This window comes from Salimicrobium flavidum, assembly GCF_900156645.1.
GTDB lineage: Bacteria > Bacillota > Bacilli > Bacillales > Halobacillaceae > Salimicrobium > Salimicrobium flavidum.
This window is the reverse complement of the sequence record NZ_FTOC01000005.1, coordinates 208,506-224,102: the sequence shown is the minus strand read 5'-3', so window position 1 is coordinate 224,102 and position 15,597 is coordinate 208,506. Positions and strand designations below refer to the sequence as shown.

The following is a 15,597-nucleotide window of genomic DNA, read 5'->3' as shown; positions in this document are numbered from 1 at the left end:
GTTCCCGGTTCATTATCATCGATCCTTTCGGGTATTTATATACCTTTCTTATACCCGAAAAACCGACATGGAAAGCTTAAGTTCAACTTATATAGGTATAATACTTAATAAAACTGACCAATAACTGTACCAACTATTTCCCTTCAAGCAAACACTTCCTATGGCTTCCACCTTCATCTATTTGCTTCTCAGAGTAATTTGAACGTCTATTAATAATCTTTATTATGCCTTCTTATATATAAGCTAAACTCAACCGGACAGTTTCTTCACCTGTATCAAGAACTGGCTAATTATCGTCGGAATCACCTTAACGAAATCGTCTAGTTTTGTGTTGACAATCCACTCCCCCCTATGAGAACGGCATCTTGGCATAGACCCGACCCCGTGAGAGCACGGTTTCTTGAAAATAGAGGGTCACGAGAACACGGTTTGGATAAACTCACCCCTATGAGAATGGCATTTTGGCATAGACTCGATCCCGTGAAAGCACAGTTTCTTGAAAACAGGGGTTCACGAGAGCACGGTTTTTACGATCCCTCTTTTCTCAATTCCTCCTGCTACTACCGAAATAGGTATTCATGAGAGCACGGTTTTCTCTACTCCTCCAAATAAAAAAACGCTCCACAGAGAGCGGAACGGTTTGACGTCAGTTTTCGTGCTGATCGAACATCGCACGGACATGACGCGTATATTTGTCGGTTCCGTCGTTGTCGAGACGGAACATAAGATCCGGATGGATCAGGTATCTCGTTTTTTCTTCGTCTTCATAACCATCACAGCGCCCGCTTTCTGCAGGATATCCATGTAGTCATCGATTGTCTTTCGTTTGACGTTCTGGCACCCGAGGATGCGACCAATGCGTGCTTTGGACAAATGCTTGAGTGCTTTCGAGTTCCGTTCGAGCGCTTCGAGTACTGATTTGTTCTCGGGCGTAATCTGTTCGTCGAGGGCATGGGTTCTTTGTGTTATGACTGATTATCTCAATTGTAGAGATGTTCTGTTCTTTTTTCCGAATACCGGCTCTATCGTTTCACGGCTTGCGTCTTAATAGGATATACTAGATGTAACAGATCTCAGGGCTCGATGTATGCTGAGAAGGAGATGATTCTATGAAGGATCTGACAAGCAACCATGACGTCATCAAGGAACTTCCGGAAACCGAGGACTTCTTCTACGGTATCGGAACGATTCTCGGCCGCTTGATTTTCAATCGGCGTAGGCAGGTATCGCTCACGCAAAAAGAACTCGCTGAGAAAGCAGGTGTAGGTCTCAAAACCATCACCCGCGCCGAGGGAGGCACGGGGAACCTCGGGGTTCATACGTACGAGAAAATTTTCCGGGCACTCGGGGTTTCTCCTAGGGAATACGCCGAGATGTTCCAGCAAATGGCCTGCTCCGATCGTGGGACGGACGGAGCCGAAGACATATAGGTAGGACCGTTCGGGAAGTTCCGGGCGGTTTTTACGATACCGTACCTGATACGAACCCGGCGACGAAAAACTCCGTCGCTTATGACATTATGCGCCAGGTAAAACATGAAGACTCCATCGTATCATGCGAAACAATCAAGGAGCCACAGACCGTAATGAATCTGATGCGCTGCATCCTGGACGTCTGATTATATTGATTGTCACAAAAGAAACGGGGGCCTCCGCCCTCATTTTTTATGGAAACCGGTTTATTTATAATTGTATATAGATGTATATCCATACAGTTTTTGCATAAAAAGAAGCACACCACAGACCTCTCTTTCGGGAGAATCCGGTCGATTGACGGTGCGAAATCCTGTACCTAGTTATGTACCTTGTTTGGCGATTCAGTACCTTTTTCGGGCGAATTGTACCTAGTTTGAGGGGCGAATTGCATCTTTTTCGCCAGAATGGACAGCCAATATATCTTGAAGCGAATATACATATAATCCCATTAATGGAATTAATCACAAAAAAATGGCGGTGTGTACCTGCTTTGTACCTCGATGTACCTAGTTATTTTCACGGAAAAGGTACAGCAAAAGTGAGTCACATCAAGGGCTCATAGAGATTTGTACCTTTGCACCTTATTTAAAAAAGAAAAGAAGTATATAGAACAGAACACGTCATATATGACGCACGATTCACTTATAAATAGTTTCTTCAAAAAAAAGAGGTACCAAGGTACAATTCTCTTTTCTGATGAGAGTGATCGCATCATCCTGTTTCTGTGAGGAGGAATCCCGGGTTATACATACAGCTACCTATCTCTTTATCTTCCAGCTTTGTATCTGTGACGGGTGTCCCGGCGGGTTCCGTTTTTAAAAAATACCGAATCCGGGAGTGGGTCTCAGTTCAGCAGGCCGTCATTATGCGTATTAGGCGCTTACAGGCGTTCTGAGGCTCGTTTCGGTGTTCTGGCTGTCCCTTATATTCAATGAGGTCGCTATGGCTTTGTCTGGACGTTCTGTGCGTGATTTACGACATTTGCGCCAAGGGCTTCTATATATAAACGTATGCACCGGGTTCCAGTGCATTTTTCTGTGATACAAAAAACCCCTTGCTGGACAGACGAGAGTCTTCAGTAATTCTATTTTTTCGGAATACCCACTTCCCTGATTAAGGCCAAGGAAATGTACCACTTTTGTCATCTTTTTTTCCAGTGATTGCCACAGAACTTACCACCTGTTGCCACGGTATTTACCAATTGGGAGATTTAAGATAAAAAAAGCCTAATCCCTCCCTATTTTTAGCGAGGAATTAGGCTTTTGATCTTCAAAAATCGCGCCCGATTCTGTAAGAGATTTTTATGTTAACTTGCTATTTCTTGCGAGAACCTAAGTAAATATCCATCAGGGTCTTGAACAAGAAATTCTTTCTGTATAAATGTAGTATCATTACTTGTATATTCGCTGACAGTGGGCTCTCTAAAAAGTGGAATGTTTTGTTTTCTTAACCGATTAATAACAGGTTGTATGTCTTCAATGTCTATTTGAAAATTGATTCCTCTACCAAATGGGTGTTTCAGCTCCCCAGTGTTCCAATGGCCATTGATTTCTTCTAACATCATTTGCGTTTCCTCTTCTAACGAAACAAATACAAATTTATCGCCTACTCGTTCATATTCTAATTTGAAGCCGAGCAATTCTATATAAAACCATTTAGACTTTTCGATGTCTGTTACAGATAACTCTGGAATTAAAGCATTGAATCTCATTATTTTTCTCCTCAACCTTCTGATGAATTTATTCCGTTAAATAGCCCGATTGTTGAATACTGTTCTTATTGAAAACCAATCGAATTCAAACAACAAGCATAACATTTATAAATGAATATACGTATGGTTTTCATTTTAATCATTTAAAAATGTGAGGTGGTACGGCTGTAATCATTCCCACCCCACGCTTTATCCGACAGCCTACGCATTCCATGAAGAATCAAAGGCGTGCGTGAATCGTTCTGCATCTCATAACGTTTCTCGTGCACATGGTATATGGCATCCCGTGCATATCTCTTAAAGAACCCGGGGTATTCGCACGGCATGTGGCCCAATGTTCGTATCTCATGCCGCATATCATAAGCATTCCATAAAGAATCTGAAGCATTCGCACAGCATGCGGCACGGTGTGCGTATCTCGTGAGCATAATATATGACACACCGTGTCGCATCCCATGAAGAACCCGGACCGGTAGCCCCTCGGCTATCGGTTTTTTTTCTGACCAGCAGACCAGATACTTCTCCGAAAGACCAGACCGATCACGACCCGTCCTCCCGCGGCGTGATCCGCTGCGCGGCACCGCGCGGAAACGCCTTATTCTACTGTGCCGTCAGTGATTTACTCGCTGGTATCACAGGGAATACCGCCGCGATCGAACGGGTCCCGCGCCCGTCGGTGGTTCTTCTTGCCTTTTCTCGCTGGCGCTCCTATAACCGCTCCAGGCTTCCCGTTCGACGCGTCGGATTGCATGAGAAAATAACGAAACCCCTGAATAGACAGTCGTTTGTGTATCCGGGGTGGGATGACGGTTCGTGCGGGTCCCGCGCCCGTCGGTGGTGTTTCCTGCCTTTTCTCGCTGGCGCTCGTATAACCGCTCCGGGCTTCCCCCACGAACCGTCATCCAGGGCGTAATCCCGTTCTGAAACCGCAGTGCAGACAGTGTTTTCCGGTAACGTACCCCAACCCCTCCAAACAGATCGGGTCCCGTGCCCGTCGGTGGTCTTTCCTGCCTTTCTCGCTCACGCTCGTATAACCGCTCCGGGCTTCCCGCTCCGTTTTCCGGCACCTGATCCCTCTGGAAAAGCAACGCGGAGTCCCGCCGCCGCAGGGGGAGTATCCGTTCGACAACCATCCCGTCCTCTGTACGTACAGAACCGATTTTGCTGTGTGATATCCCCCGCGTCGTCCCCGCTGTTTTCCGAGTGATCGATCGCCTGAAGACCGCTTTATTTCCCGCTGCGCCTGTGGACCGGCGCCCAGCGAAAGGTCATATTTTATCGCTAACGTCCCCTCCACGTTTCTGCTGACAGCCCTCCCGGGGCGTGAAAGATCGCCCCGGATATCGACCCGTCTCCCACCCTGAAACTCGCCGTAATTCCTTCTTCTTCGAAGGACTCCGGCGAACATACGCCCCGTGATTGCCGTCATACGCTGTCTCCCCGAAAATCGGGTCGGCGTATTTGACGATTGTTGATATGCCGGGGTTTATGCGGGGGGTTGATTGCCGCGGGCGCGACTGTTGTCATCTCCGAGTAAGCGTATTTGTTGGTATGCCGGGATTTCGCGGCGGTATTACGGGGTGGGCGTATTTGGTCGACGTGTAGGGGAAAGAGCATAAGGGACGTGTATGACATCGGGCTTTCAGCCCTCGTCAGTCAGCATAGCTGACCCCGCCCTCTTACTGCGTACCAGAATGCTTGCGCATCCCGGTTCTTGGTCCTGCGGACTGCTCATTCAAAAGCTCTTCTTCGTCGCTTTCTCATTTATAAAGAGCGAAACCCTTCGCCTTCTCTCCCCGGGCAATCCATCCGGAACGCCCGCTTCGTTTCGGGAAAGAGACCTGAATCGGAGCTACAGGCTCCCTCACAAAGCTCACGCTTTGTTCGTCCACCCACGACGAAAGAACTGTACGTACGCCGGTGTGGAACTACGTCCCGGTGTTCGCCTACTCACACCGCAGAAGTGGGTTGAGTTTTTGGGGGAGATAATTCTTATATCAATTTCGCTTGTCTATAAAATCCCTTTGCTATTTTCAAAAAAAGTATGGTAGTTAAAGATGACGTAAAATAGTTTGTATAAAACTATTGAACACAAAAAAAGAGGTGGGGTATCCTCATAGTTAACGACCAAATCAACTCATGAAAAGGGATGCCCTACCTATGTCTACAAGTATAGGACAAAACACCTTCGAAAATATATTGGAGGATGTGGTCCGTTCCTTCTTCCAAGAAGAGATGAACCAATTCTTCGAAGAGAATCCGGAATTGAAGAATTATAAAAACAGCAGCTATAATCGCCAACTGGACACAAGATACGGACGCATCGAAGATCTTCAGGTCCCCAGAAACCGCGACAATGCGTTCCAGACGGAAATGTTTCAACCGTATCAGCGATACAAACAGTGGCTGAGAAAAAACGGTCATCACCATGTATCAGAAAAGGATGAGCACGCGTGAAATCAGAAACTTCCTCGAGCGCATCCTCGGCCATGCTTACTCCCCCGCAACTATAAATAACATCACCGATGTAGTGATGGAAGATATCCGTACCTGGCAGGAGCGTCCTCTCCAAAACAGGTAAGTCGTACTTTATCTCGATGGCACACACCTGAAATTGCGCCGAGACGATGTGGCGAACGAAGTAGTCTACTTCATCATTGTTGTCACGGAAGACGACTATCGCGAGATTCTCAGCTTCTATATCGGAGGTCAGGAAAGCTCCCTCGGCTGGAAGAAAGTTCTTTCCGATACCCCCATCATCACGGCTACAAAGAAGTGCTTCTCAGAGTTTTCGACGGGGTTCCCGATCTCGAGGAAGTAATGAAAGCTATCTATCGGTCTCATAGTAACGAAGAAGCTGAAAAGTAGCTGGACGCTTTTTGTGGCACGTGACAGAAGAAATATCCAAAAATCGCCAAGTCCTGGAGGAAGGACCTCCACATCCTCACCGCGTTCCTGAACTATCCTTCCTCCATCCGCCCGATGATCTACACGACAAACATCATCCATCCCACCATGAAGGAATTCAAAAAACGTCTGAAAACAATGACCAGTCTGCCCTCCGAAGAAGCCGTAAAAAAAGTGATTTATATGGTTTGAGACGCGTGCAACACCAAGTAGTCCACACGTAAACTCCGTAGGTTCAAAGAAGCAAGCCCTAAACTTCACGCTATGTTTGAGGAACGTTATAGATCCCAGACTGAAAAAAAGAACGGAATTAACCTTTTCCCCCGAGAATCACCCCACTGCTTTACACAAACTTATTGACGGTACCCGCCGAGGGCCATCAGTACGCCGATCGGAATCAGTGATCTGTGATAGGCTCCCGCGAGGAGCGGGGCAGATGCCATACCGCCGATATTCGCAAGACTCGATACACCTAAGGTAAACAGGTCGAGTTTGAAGATTTTAGCGGCGAGCAGCATGATGATAGCGTGCACAGCCAGGATTACGAACCCGGAAATGATATAAGCCGGTGCCTGCCCCAATTGCGAGAAGTCGGCACGCGAGGCGATGAGAGCGATGACAATATAAAGGAAGACGTTCGCGATATCCATCGAACCCGGAACTTTCGCCAGCTTCGTCATAGCCAGAAGTACACCGACGATGGAGACGATGAGAATCGTCCATGTCGTCGCATTCACGACGGTCCCGAACAAAGGAAGCAATCCGCCGAGTTCAGCAGCTATTGCGGATACGAAAATAGCAAGCGCCAGCAGACCGATCATGTGAACGAAGGAAGTCGTTTTGCCCTGCATTTCTTCATCCTCTTCTTTCAGTTCCGCAGTCACTTCATCCAGATGATCCGTATTCGACTTTGCCCATTTGTTGAAAAGCGTCGCAAACGGAACGAGCCAAAACATGATCATGACCCACGAGGAGTAGTTGACGGTATCCATGATCAACGCATATCCGAATATATTTTCCGGCACGTCGAGGATCCCCTGTATAATCACCATATTGGCGGACCCGCCCGTCCAGCTCCCGGCAAGAGCTCCAAACGCCTGCCACGTATTCTCTGCATATAGACCCTGGAAAAGAAGATATGTAACGACGAACCCGAGCATGATACTGAATGCCGCAGTAAAATACCCGATGAGCATCTTCGGTCCGAGCTTTTTCAGTTTGCGCAAATCACAATTGATCAGCATCAGGAATATGAGCATAGGTAACAGCACATCACGGACGTTCCCATACGTGCTGTCTATCGTTTCTGTGGAGCCTATGATTCCCGTCGTCTTCAGAATCGCCCCACCGAAATAAATGAGTACTATGCCTGGGACGTACTTGAAGAATTTACTTTTCGATGATTCGAGAAAAGCGACCAGCCCGGCCAGACCTATGATTACACCTAAATAAAGAAATCCACTTTCGATCATAATGATTGTCCCCCTTGAATGATAATTGTATATATAAAAACAAAAACCCAGCCGGCAAGAATACGCTTCTTGGCGACTGGGTTCTATCCACGAGCAGTGAGATAAAGCAATCGGTATCATATATTCATTATGTCACAGTACTTCAACTGTGCCTGCTTGAAAGCAACAATCAGTGCTTTTTGAGAAGATCCGAAATAGCGATTCGTAATCGCCTGTTCAACCGAATCTCCGTCCGTCATTTTTTTTCCGATGAACAGACTATGTACAAAATAAACGGTGATATCCAGCATAGCCGTGCATTCGACATCGACGATTTCATGACTCTTCATATCAACGACGAATCCGGCGAAGAAGGAATCGTATTTTTTCGTGATGGCATTATTGCCGGGTGATTTGGATTCACCCACTACGAAACATGTGTGTTCTGCATACATCCTGTTGCCTCCGAATCTCCGGCATCTTTTGTAAGGATAGCTCGCCCGATCAAAGGAAAACCGCCGTTACAAAATGCAGATTCAATCGGTGTTCATGAAAATGTTACCACGTCTTCGAAACGCTTTCAATAAAATTTTTGGAATTCTAGGTTAAAAAGGGAGAATACGGTTACTCTCATTTTCCCTGTTCTCCTCGACGACCTTTCCGGATCCCTATTGAACGGGAACCATTAGAAGTATAAAAAATTACAATCAAAGGAAAAACTCTCTCAGTAAACGGGCCAGATCTTATTTATATTACAGCGACAAAAAAGTCGAACCCCCACCGGTTCAAGCAACTACGGCTCTATGCTGGTGATTCCGACTCATGTCTATTCACCTGCAAAAAATTACAATGTTCGTTCTCCTGTCAAACAACCATAATCGAATCGTAACCTTCTCATAACCTGCAGAAGCTATTAAGGTGATACAATAGGTCTTGGCTTGAAGAAGTTGTACATATGCTACATCTTGCTTCACTCACAAATAAATTTTATGGAGGAACTAGACATGACTAACCCAGTACACCCATTCAGGAAATATGTCGTATCCACAGCTATTGTAACATCTTTGGCACTGACGCCGCTTGTAGGATCAAGTGTTTCCGCTCAGTCGAATGCCCCTTCTGATAACGGATCTTCCGTTCAGGTATCAGAAAGCAACCTTTTGACTATCGGTGACCGCGGTCAGGCTGTTTCATCTCTACAATCCGAACTCGCATCTCACGGGTATTATAACTATAATGTGGACGGAGTTTATGGTCCGATCACAAAAAGCGCAGTAGCATCGTTCCAGTCGAGCCAAGGGCTTGCTGTTGACGGTATCGCAGGACCGAATACGAAGTCAGCTCTTTCTTCCGGTTCCGCTTCTGCTTCCACTTCGAGTGAACAGGAAACGGTTACAACTGGCACTTCTGCCTCTGTATCCACTTCCGGCAGTGCCGCTGACTCCGAAATCGTAGCTGCCGCAGAGAATCTCGTCGGCATCCCTTATGAATACGGTGGAACGACACGTGCCGCACTGGACAGCAGCGGTTTCATCAATGAAACATTCGAACAGGTTGGAAAAGACGTAGAACGTACTCACTCCGGCATCTGGGCTGCGAACGGTACACATGTTTCTTCCCCTAGTGTAGGAGACGTTGTGTTCTTCGAAGGTACGTATGACACTGCAGGTGCTTCCCACAGTGGTATCTATATCGGTGACAATAAAATGATCCATGCCGGCAGCAGCGGCGTCGAAGTTTCCAACTTCGGTCTCGACTACTGGCAGAACCATTATATCGGTGCAAAATCGATTCAATAGTAAAGTCAAGCTCCGTTCATCCGACCTGGATGAGCGGGGTTTTTTTATTGGTCGATGTCACTTCTCTCCTCTATACCCTTCCTTCACTTCCCTGAGAAACACCTCGAGTGCCTTCGAACGGAACAAGGACCTGGAGATTACGGAAAACTCCCTCTGCAGCGGGAGACCCTCCACATCGAGTACTTGAAGTGTTCCGGCCTTCGCTTCTTTTCTGAACGTCCAGTGGGACAGCAGACTGAGTCCGAGACCGGCTTCCACGGACTCCTTGATGAGCTGTGTGCTTCCGAACTCGAGACGAGAGGCGGGCTCGATCCCTGTTTCTTCGAAAAATTTATCCGACATTCTCCTTGTACCCGAACCTTCTTCTCTTATAACCCATGTTTCCTGTTCTAGATCTTCCGGAGCGATATTTTTTTCTTCCGTAGTGAAAAAAAATGAAGGGGCGGCTACAACATACATCGCATCGGTCTCAAAAGGCTCGACCGTTAGATTCTCATTCCCCACTTCCCCTTCGATAATCCCTACATCTAGCTGATACTCGGCGACGAGCCGGGAGATCTCTTTCGTATTCCCGATTGTGACCGTAGGCTCAATATCAGGTGCCTCTTCCTTCATCCTTTTCAAAATAACCGGAAGCACATACTCCCCGTATGTGTAGCTGGCCCCGATGGAGATCGCTCCGCCCGCTTTACCGGTGAGATCGTCGATAAGCGCGTGCATGTTCGTATACAGGCCGAGAATCTCCTTTGCGTGATGATAAACGACGTCCCCGGCCTGGGTGAGACGGACGTATTTGTTACTGCGGTCGAAAAGTCTCGCTTCCATCGATTTTTCAAGAGCCTTGATGTACTGACTTACTGCAGGTTGGGTCATATGAAGACGTTCGGCGGCCCGCGAGAAATTCTCCGTTTCCGCTACCGTCACGAACACTTCGAGCTGATGATCCATTTTCTCCTAACCTCCTTATCATAAGTGATAACTTATGACTTTTATCATAAATAGTTATTTTTCTTATCATAACGGAAACGATAAGCTGAGAAAAGAAGAACGATTAAAGGAGACGATGATATGGGGCTGCCACATCTACTGACAGAAGAAGCGAAACATAAACCGGACTTACGCAGATATTGGCTCGGCGGTGTGGGATTCACGTTCCTCATCGCTTGTTTCGGTTACGTTCTGGCTCTTGTCCCCGGATTCGCCCTGGCCGGGCCGTTGGCTTCCGCGATTGTGCTGTCTGTTGCGTATCGTCAAGTGGCCGGCTATCCGGAAAACCTCCGCCCCGGGATAGAGTTTTCCTCGAAACGGTTGCTCCGGGTCGCGATTATCCTGTACGGATTGAAACTGAATATCGGCACAGTTCTTTCGGACGGTCTCGGACTTCTATTGCTTGATGCGGGTGTTGTCGCTTTTGCAATCCTTTTTACTGTGTGGATAGCGAAAGTAATGAAAGCGGACAGCTCGATTTCACTTCTCGTCGGTATCGGAACCGGCGTGTGCGGTGCTGCCGCTATTGCTGCGACTGCCCCCATCGTGAAATCGAAAGAGGAAGATACGGCGATCGGGGTCGGCATCATCGCGTTGATGGGAACATTTTTCGCTATTCTCTACACACTCTTGCGTCCCATTTTACCGATGACCGATCTCGCTTACGGAAGCTGGGTCGGAGTCAGCATCCATGAAGTCGCCCAGGTCGCGCTGGCAGCGGCTCCGGCCGGGGAAGGACCTCTCGCCATGGCTCTGCTCGCCAAGCTCGGACGTGTGTTCCTGCTCATTCCCCTTTGTTTCATCCTGATGTATATTATGAAACGGAAACAAAAAAACGAAGATACAGGAGAGGCGAAAGTGACATTCCCATGGTTTCTGCTCGGATTCATTATCATGAGCATCGTCGGTACGTACGTCCTCGGTCCAGTAATTCCTGTAGCTGAGAGTACGATGAACACGGTCGATGTGATGACAACGTTCCTTCTGACCGCTGCCATGGTCGGTCTCGGATTGAAAGTGGATTTGAAACAGTTGCGCCAGAAAGCATGGAAGCCGCTGGTAGCGATGACGATCACTTCCGTCGTACTTTCCGTGACGACCCTGATCATTTTCATGTAAGTTCCTGCTCCCTGAAAAGTCATGCACTATCCGAGCTTTCATCATAATGAATAATTTTTGAAACTTACAATTCCTCGAGTCGTATAAAAAAAAGAAGTTCAAAAGAGGAAGGTGTCTGCTATCTTTATTATTACGATTCTGATCGGATTATGTGTTTTGTTTTTCCCTCTGCAAGGCATCAAGGATTTTAAAACGGAAAAGTTCAGTTTCAAAGTTATTCGGCTCGTTTTAATTGTTTTTGCTCTTACTCTCGTCACGATAGGAGTCCTCGATTTCATGGATTTCCTTAACGATCCTTCAGACTTTTCTCAATGATTTATTTAGACTTCTCTATCGAATATAATCGACTAAAGAATCCTTACTCCTCACACTCGAAAATAAGTCAGGGGATAAATGATGAGTAAAGGAAAAATTATCGAAAGCTACAACCATCTTATGATTGAAGATACAGACCATCTTTCAAACGAGCAATTGATAACATTCTTCACCTCCTGAAACACGAATGTCAGGCTTCCTATTATATCGGTAGTACCAGCAGCAACAACCTGCCGATGCAAAAAACTTTCCTACAAAACGGCTGCAGGGTTCAGGAGAAGAAAAAGGTTTACCGAAGAGATATTTCCCATTAAACGTTATGAAATCGAGGAGACGAATTCCGCATCAACTCTAATCGCCTCTCAGAAAGAAATGGTATATATTAAAATAGAAAAATACATAGTGAGTAGAAAGGAACATTTTTAATGGCAATGGTAATCATGACAATAATAATCATCCTTATTATTGTTGTCGCGTTCAAATTTTCATTTAAGAGTAAGCCTTCCAAAGGTGAGGACTACACACCTGCAAGCGATATGTATAGCGGAAAAACCAAAGACTATAGCACCCAGGCCCCTCAAGAAACGCACAGAAAATCTCCTTATGAAGAAGTGGATAGACAACAGTAATTAAAACCGGAACTCCCTGCTTCAGAGAGTTCCGGTTTTTTAGTGAAGAGCCGTAGTATATTTTCTAGGTTGCCTGATACAGATGAATCCTCCAGGCGGACTCATCGCTTTCAAACACCTTCAGCAGCTCGAGGTTATTCTCCTCGGCGTTTTCGATCTCGACTGCAGAGAGTACATAATCTCCGCCCATCTCCTTGAATTTTTCCGTATTGAACTGCAGGTCCGCCACGGTTTTGTCATCTTCTTTCGTGAAGCGATAGTTTTCCCCGAGCTCATCGACAAATACATACAAGCGGCCGCCCCATGTATCTACGTAATTTTCCAGCGACGCATTCTTTTCCAATTCCCCGGCGATGACTTCCCTGAATTCATGTTTGTAGGAAAGCGGGTAGACAGGGGCATATAGGTCGAGTGTGTGCATATCGTTATACTGGGAAACCGCCGGGTGCATCCCGATGCTCACCACCCGGTAGCCGAAAATGGTAGCGCCTTTTTCTTTTTGGGCAGCTTTTTGAAGCAGGGGCGTGAAGCCCTGACCGAAGAATATATTATCTCCGAGAATTAATGCGACTCGATCCGAACCGATGAACGATTCACCGATCAGGAATGCATCCGCGAGCCCTCTCGGGGAGGACTGCTCAGCATATGAAAGAGAAATCCCTAATTCGCTGCCGTCCCCCAACAGTTCCTCGAACCGGGGGGTATCTTTCGGGGTGGATATGATCAGAATCTCCTTGATGCCTGAAAGCATCAGTACCGAAAGAGGATAAAAAATCATCGGCTTATCGTAGACCGGAAGCATCTGTTTCGAAATGGATTTCGTCATCGGATACAACCTGGAGCCGCTTCCTCCAGCAAGAATAATACCTTTCATCGCTTCCAACCTCCTATATACTGCCAGAGTGGACAATTATTATCTTTTTCCCTATTACCCCTTTTCCTGTTATTCGAATCAATCGGATTACAAAGTAATTTCCTACACAGCAGGTCCTTCTAAAGAATTCGTAAGGGCAGATACAGAGAATGAGGGGTTATCGAAAAAAAGTGAAGCACTTCTTCATACCGCTAGTGAAAGGAGAAATTTTCCTTTGGATAAAATTCGGGTAGTGTTAAACTTAATATAAGTATTACAGTTTCATCCGTTCATCCACTCAGTGATCCGGATGACCATATTCAGAGAAAATAATAATCAACAACTATACTCTACTTACGTTAAGGCTGTAGGGAAAAAGGGGGACCAACCATGAACACTAATGAAACGACGACCGATGTTATCCTGGTCGGAGCAGGAATCGTAAGTGCGACTTTAGCGACGCTTCTGCACAAACTCGAACCTGAATGGAACATCACTTTGTTCGAAAAACTCGATGCCGCAGGGAAAGAGAGTTCAAACGAATGGAATAATGCCGGAACCGGGCATGCCGCTTTATGTGAATTGAACTATACACCTGAAGATGAAAATGGAGACATACGTATAGACAGAGCGGTGGAAATCAATGACCAGTTCCAGGTCTCCAGACAACTCTGGTCCTACTTAGTTGAACAGAACGATATCCAGAATCCCGAAGATTTCATTCGCCCTCTTCCTCATGTGAGTTTCGTCCACGGGGAAAGCAATGTGAACTTTCTGAAGAAACGCTTCGAGGCGCTGGCCGATCACCCGCAGTTCCACGGCTTGAAGTATTCGGAAGACCCGGAACACTTAGCGGAATGGATTCCTTTGATGATGCAGGGTCGTACCTCGGAAGAGCCTATCGCTGCGACCAAAGTCGATCATGGCACAGACGTCAATTTTGGGGAATTGACCCGTAAGATGCTTGAGAGCCTGGAGAAAAAAGATAATGTGAATATCCTTTATAATCGCACAGTGAACGATATCAAACAGAGGGATAATGACACGTGGGAAGTCAAAGTCCGTAACTTCGAAGACGATACTTTGGAAGAACATACCGCTTCTTTCGCCTTCATCGGGGCCGGTGGCGGGGCACTGCCGATACTGCAAAAGACTGGCATCCCCGAAAGCAAGCATATCGGTGGATTTCCGATCAGCGGAGAGTTCCTCGTCTGTGACAATCCCGAAATCGTGAAGCAGCACAACGCCAAAGTATACGGGAAAGAACCTGCTGGTACTCCGCCGATGACAGTGCCGCATCTGGACAGAAGACATATCGAAGGCAGAGATACCCTCTTGTACGGCCCGTTTGCCGGATTCACACCCAAGTTTCTGAAAACCGGCTCCTATATGGATCTGTTAGGTTCCGTGAAACCTAGTAATGCCTTGAGTATGCTGGCAGCTGGAGCGAAAAACACACCTATGATCAAATACCTGGCCCAACAGCTGACCATGTCGAAAGAAGAACGGGTGGAACAGCTCCGGGACTTCGTGCCGAACGCCACTAGCGAAGACTGGGATCTCCTCGTAGCTGGACAGCGCGTCCAATTGATTGAAGATACGGAAGAAGGCGGAAAAGGGGCCCTTCAATTCGGCACCAAACTGATCCACTCGAATGACCGAACGATGGCTGCCCTTCTCGGTGAATCGCCGGGGGCTTCCGTTTCCGCTTCGATTATGTTGGAAGTCGTCGAAAAATGCTTCCCGCACTATCTCGAAGTATGGGAACCGAAAATCAAGGAAATGATCCCTTCTTACGGTGAGTCACTGGAGAACAATCCCGCACTGCTGGAAAAGATTCATACCTCAAGTGCCCGTATTCTCGGCCTGGAAGAAACAGCGAAGTGAAGCGTCGCTTTTTATAACGAGAAAAGGAAGCATCAATTGCCATGAGCAGATTGATGCTTCCCTTTTTCTATTTTTCCCAAATATCCCGCCTTCCGTTTTTCAAATCAACCATACGCTTCCACCGATTTTAAATCATCCACTTGTTGATTATTCCACTTTGATACAATAGGGAGAGGTGGTGAAAATATGGAGAATCAGGAAATCAGAGAGATGTTTTCATCTTTATTGGACGAGAAACTGCAGCCATTGAAAGAACGACTGGAAAGCCTTGAAGAAGAACAACGGAGAATCAGCGAAAAGTTGAAACATGTATCTGAACAAGTGGCGGCTAATACTGAAGATCAAACCAAATATTGAGCACCCAGCTTTATAAAAACTGTAGAAACCTATAAAAAAGACTTCCTCGATATGAAGTGTACCCTATGTCAAGGACATTTTAATAAAAGGAAGTCTTTTTTCATATG

General features: G+C 46.6%; 12 protein-coding genes and 1 pseudogene. 8 read left to right on the top strand and 5 right to left on the bottom strand.

Features of this window, described 5'->3' with window-relative positions:
• The first annotated feature begins 640 nt into the window (after positions 1-640).
• On the top strand, positions 641-808 hold the full coding sequence (locus tag BW944_RS15045; protein WP_159438220.1) for a hypothetical protein: 168 nt from the start codon (positions 641-643) through the stop codon (positions 806-808).
• 301 nt (positions 809-1,109) lie between these two features.
• Positions 1,110-1,430, top strand: a complete 321-nt coding sequence (locus tag BW944_RS09245; protein WP_076558970.1) for a helix-turn-helix domain-containing protein — start codon at positions 1,110-1,112, stop codon at positions 1,428-1,430.
• A 1,351-nt stretch (positions 1,431-2,781) separates the two neighbouring features.
• Here the strand turns inward: BW944_RS09245 and BW944_RS09240 are convergent.
• Positions 2,782-3,186, bottom strand: coding sequence for a bleomycin resistance protein (locus BW944_RS09240; protein ID WP_076558968.1), 405 nt, complete (start codon positions 3,184-3,186; stop codon positions 2,782-2,784).
• Positions 3,187-5,346: 2,160 nt separating this feature from the next.
• On the opposite strand from BW944_RS09240, the pseudogene BW944_RS14780 reads away from it, so the two are divergent.
• Positions 5,347-6,453 (top strand): annotated as a pseudogene (locus BW944_RS14780) (IS256 family transposase).
• Here the strand turns inward: BW944_RS14780 and BW944_RS09210 are convergent.
• Complete coding sequence (locus tag BW944_RS09210) at positions 6,447-7,565, bottom strand: DUF819 family protein (protein WP_076558960.1); 1,119 nt, start codon at positions 7,563-7,565, stop codon at positions 6,447-6,449. The pseudogene BW944_RS14780 and the gene BW944_RS09210 overlap by 7 nt on opposite strands.
• A 116-nt stretch (positions 7,566-7,681) precedes the next feature.
• Complete coding sequence (locus BW944_RS09205) at positions 7,682-7,999, bottom strand: DUF3870 domain-containing protein (protein WP_076558958.1); 318 nt, start codon at positions 7,997-7,999, stop codon at positions 7,682-7,684.
• Between the two features lie 549 nt (positions 8,000-8,548).
• On the opposite strand from BW944_RS09205, the gene BW944_RS09200 reads away from it, so the two are divergent.
• On the top strand, positions 8,549-9,343 hold the full coding sequence (locus BW944_RS09200) for a C40 family peptidase (RefSeq protein ID WP_076558956.1): 795 nt from the start codon (positions 8,549-8,551) through the stop codon (positions 9,341-9,343).
• A 57-nt stretch (positions 9,344-9,400) separates the two neighbouring features.
• Here the strand turns inward: BW944_RS09200 and BW944_RS09195 are convergent, their stop codons facing one another.
• Complete coding sequence (locus tag BW944_RS09195; RefSeq protein ID WP_076558954.1) at positions 9,401-10,291, bottom strand: LysR family transcriptional regulator; 891 nt, start codon at positions 10,289-10,291, stop codon at positions 9,401-9,403.
• A gap of 120 nt (positions 10,292-10,411) precedes the next feature.
• Here BW944_RS09195 and BW944_RS09190 point away from each other — a divergent pair, with 120 nt between their 5' ends.
• Positions 10,412-11,449 (top strand): YeiH family protein, encoded by a 1,038-nt coding sequence (locus BW944_RS09190; protein ID WP_084193694.1) that lies wholly within the window; start codon positions 10,412-10,414, stop codon positions 11,447-11,449.
• Positions 11,450-12,189: 740 nt separating this feature from the next.
• A complete protein-coding gene (locus tag BW944_RS09180) occupies positions 12,190-12,393 on the top strand; it encodes a hypothetical protein (protein WP_076558950.1) in 204 nt (67 codons plus the stop codon).
• A 64-nt stretch (positions 12,394-12,457) separates the two neighbouring features.
• Here the strand turns inward: BW944_RS09180 and BW944_RS14775 are convergent, their stop codons facing one another.
• A complete protein-coding gene (locus BW944_RS14775) occupies positions 12,458-13,267 on the bottom strand; it encodes a DUF6044 family protein (RefSeq protein ID WP_084193693.1) in 810 nt (269 codons plus the stop codon).
• Between the two features lie 369 nt (positions 13,268-13,636).
• Here BW944_RS14775 and mqo point away from each other — a divergent pair, with 369 nt between their 5' ends.
• Together mqo and BW944_RS15040 are read left to right on the top strand one after the other, a co-directional pair.
• Positions 13,637-15,133, top strand: coding sequence for a malate dehydrogenase (quinone) (gene mqo / locus BW944_RS09170; protein ID WP_076558948.1), 1,497 nt, complete (start codon positions 13,637-13,639; stop codon positions 15,131-15,133).
• Positions 15,134-15,319: 186 nt separating this feature from the next.
• Positions 15,320-15,490 (top strand): hypothetical protein, encoded by a 171-nt coding sequence (locus tag BW944_RS15040; RefSeq protein WP_159438219.1) that lies wholly within the window; start codon positions 15,320-15,322, stop codon positions 15,488-15,490.
• Positions 15,491-15,597: the final 107 nt, after the last annotated feature.

Excerpts from the sequence above, each read along its gene's own strand:
- BW944_RS09245 (WP_076558970.1), top strand. The coding sequence starts at position 1,110 with ATGAAGGATCTGACAAGCAACCATGACGTCATCAAGGAACTTCCGGAA.
- BW944_RS09240 (WP_076558968.1), bottom strand. The coding sequence starts at position 3,186 with ATGAGATTCAATGCTTTAATTCCAGAGTTATCTGTAACAGACATCGAA.
- BW944_RS09210 (WP_076558960.1), bottom strand. The coding sequence starts at position 7,565 with ATGATCGAAAGTGGATTTCTTTATTTAGGTGTAATCATAGGTCTGGCC.
- BW944_RS09205 (WP_076558958.1), bottom strand. The coding sequence starts at position 7,999 with ATGTATGCAGAACACACATGTTTCGTAGTGGGTGAATCCAAATCACCC.
- BW944_RS09200 (WP_076558956.1), top strand. The coding sequence starts at position 8,549 with ATGACTAACCCAGTACACCCATTCAGGAAATATGTCGTATCCACAGCT.
- BW944_RS09195 (WP_076558954.1), bottom strand. The coding sequence starts at position 10,291 with ATGGATCATCAGCTCGAAGTGTTCGTGACGGTAGCGGAAACGGAGAAT.
- BW944_RS09190 (WP_084193694.1), top strand. The coding sequence starts at position 10,412 with ATGGGGCTGCCACATCTACTGACAGAAGAAGCGAAACATAAACCGGAC.
- BW944_RS09180 (WP_076558950.1), top strand. The coding sequence starts at position 12,190 with ATGGCAATGGTAATCATGACAATAATAATCATCCTTATTATTGTTGTC.
- BW944_RS14775 (WP_084193693.1), bottom strand. The coding sequence starts at position 13,267 with ATGAAAGGTATTATTCTTGCTGGAGGAAGCGGCTCCAGGTTGTATCCG.
- mqo (WP_076558948.1), top strand. The coding sequence starts at position 13,637 with ATGAACACTAATGAAACGACGACCGATGTTATCCTGGTCGGAGCAGGA.
- BW944_RS15040 (WP_159438219.1), top strand. The coding sequence starts at position 15,320 with ATGGAGAATCAGGAAATCAGAGAGATGTTTTCATCTTTATTGGACGAG.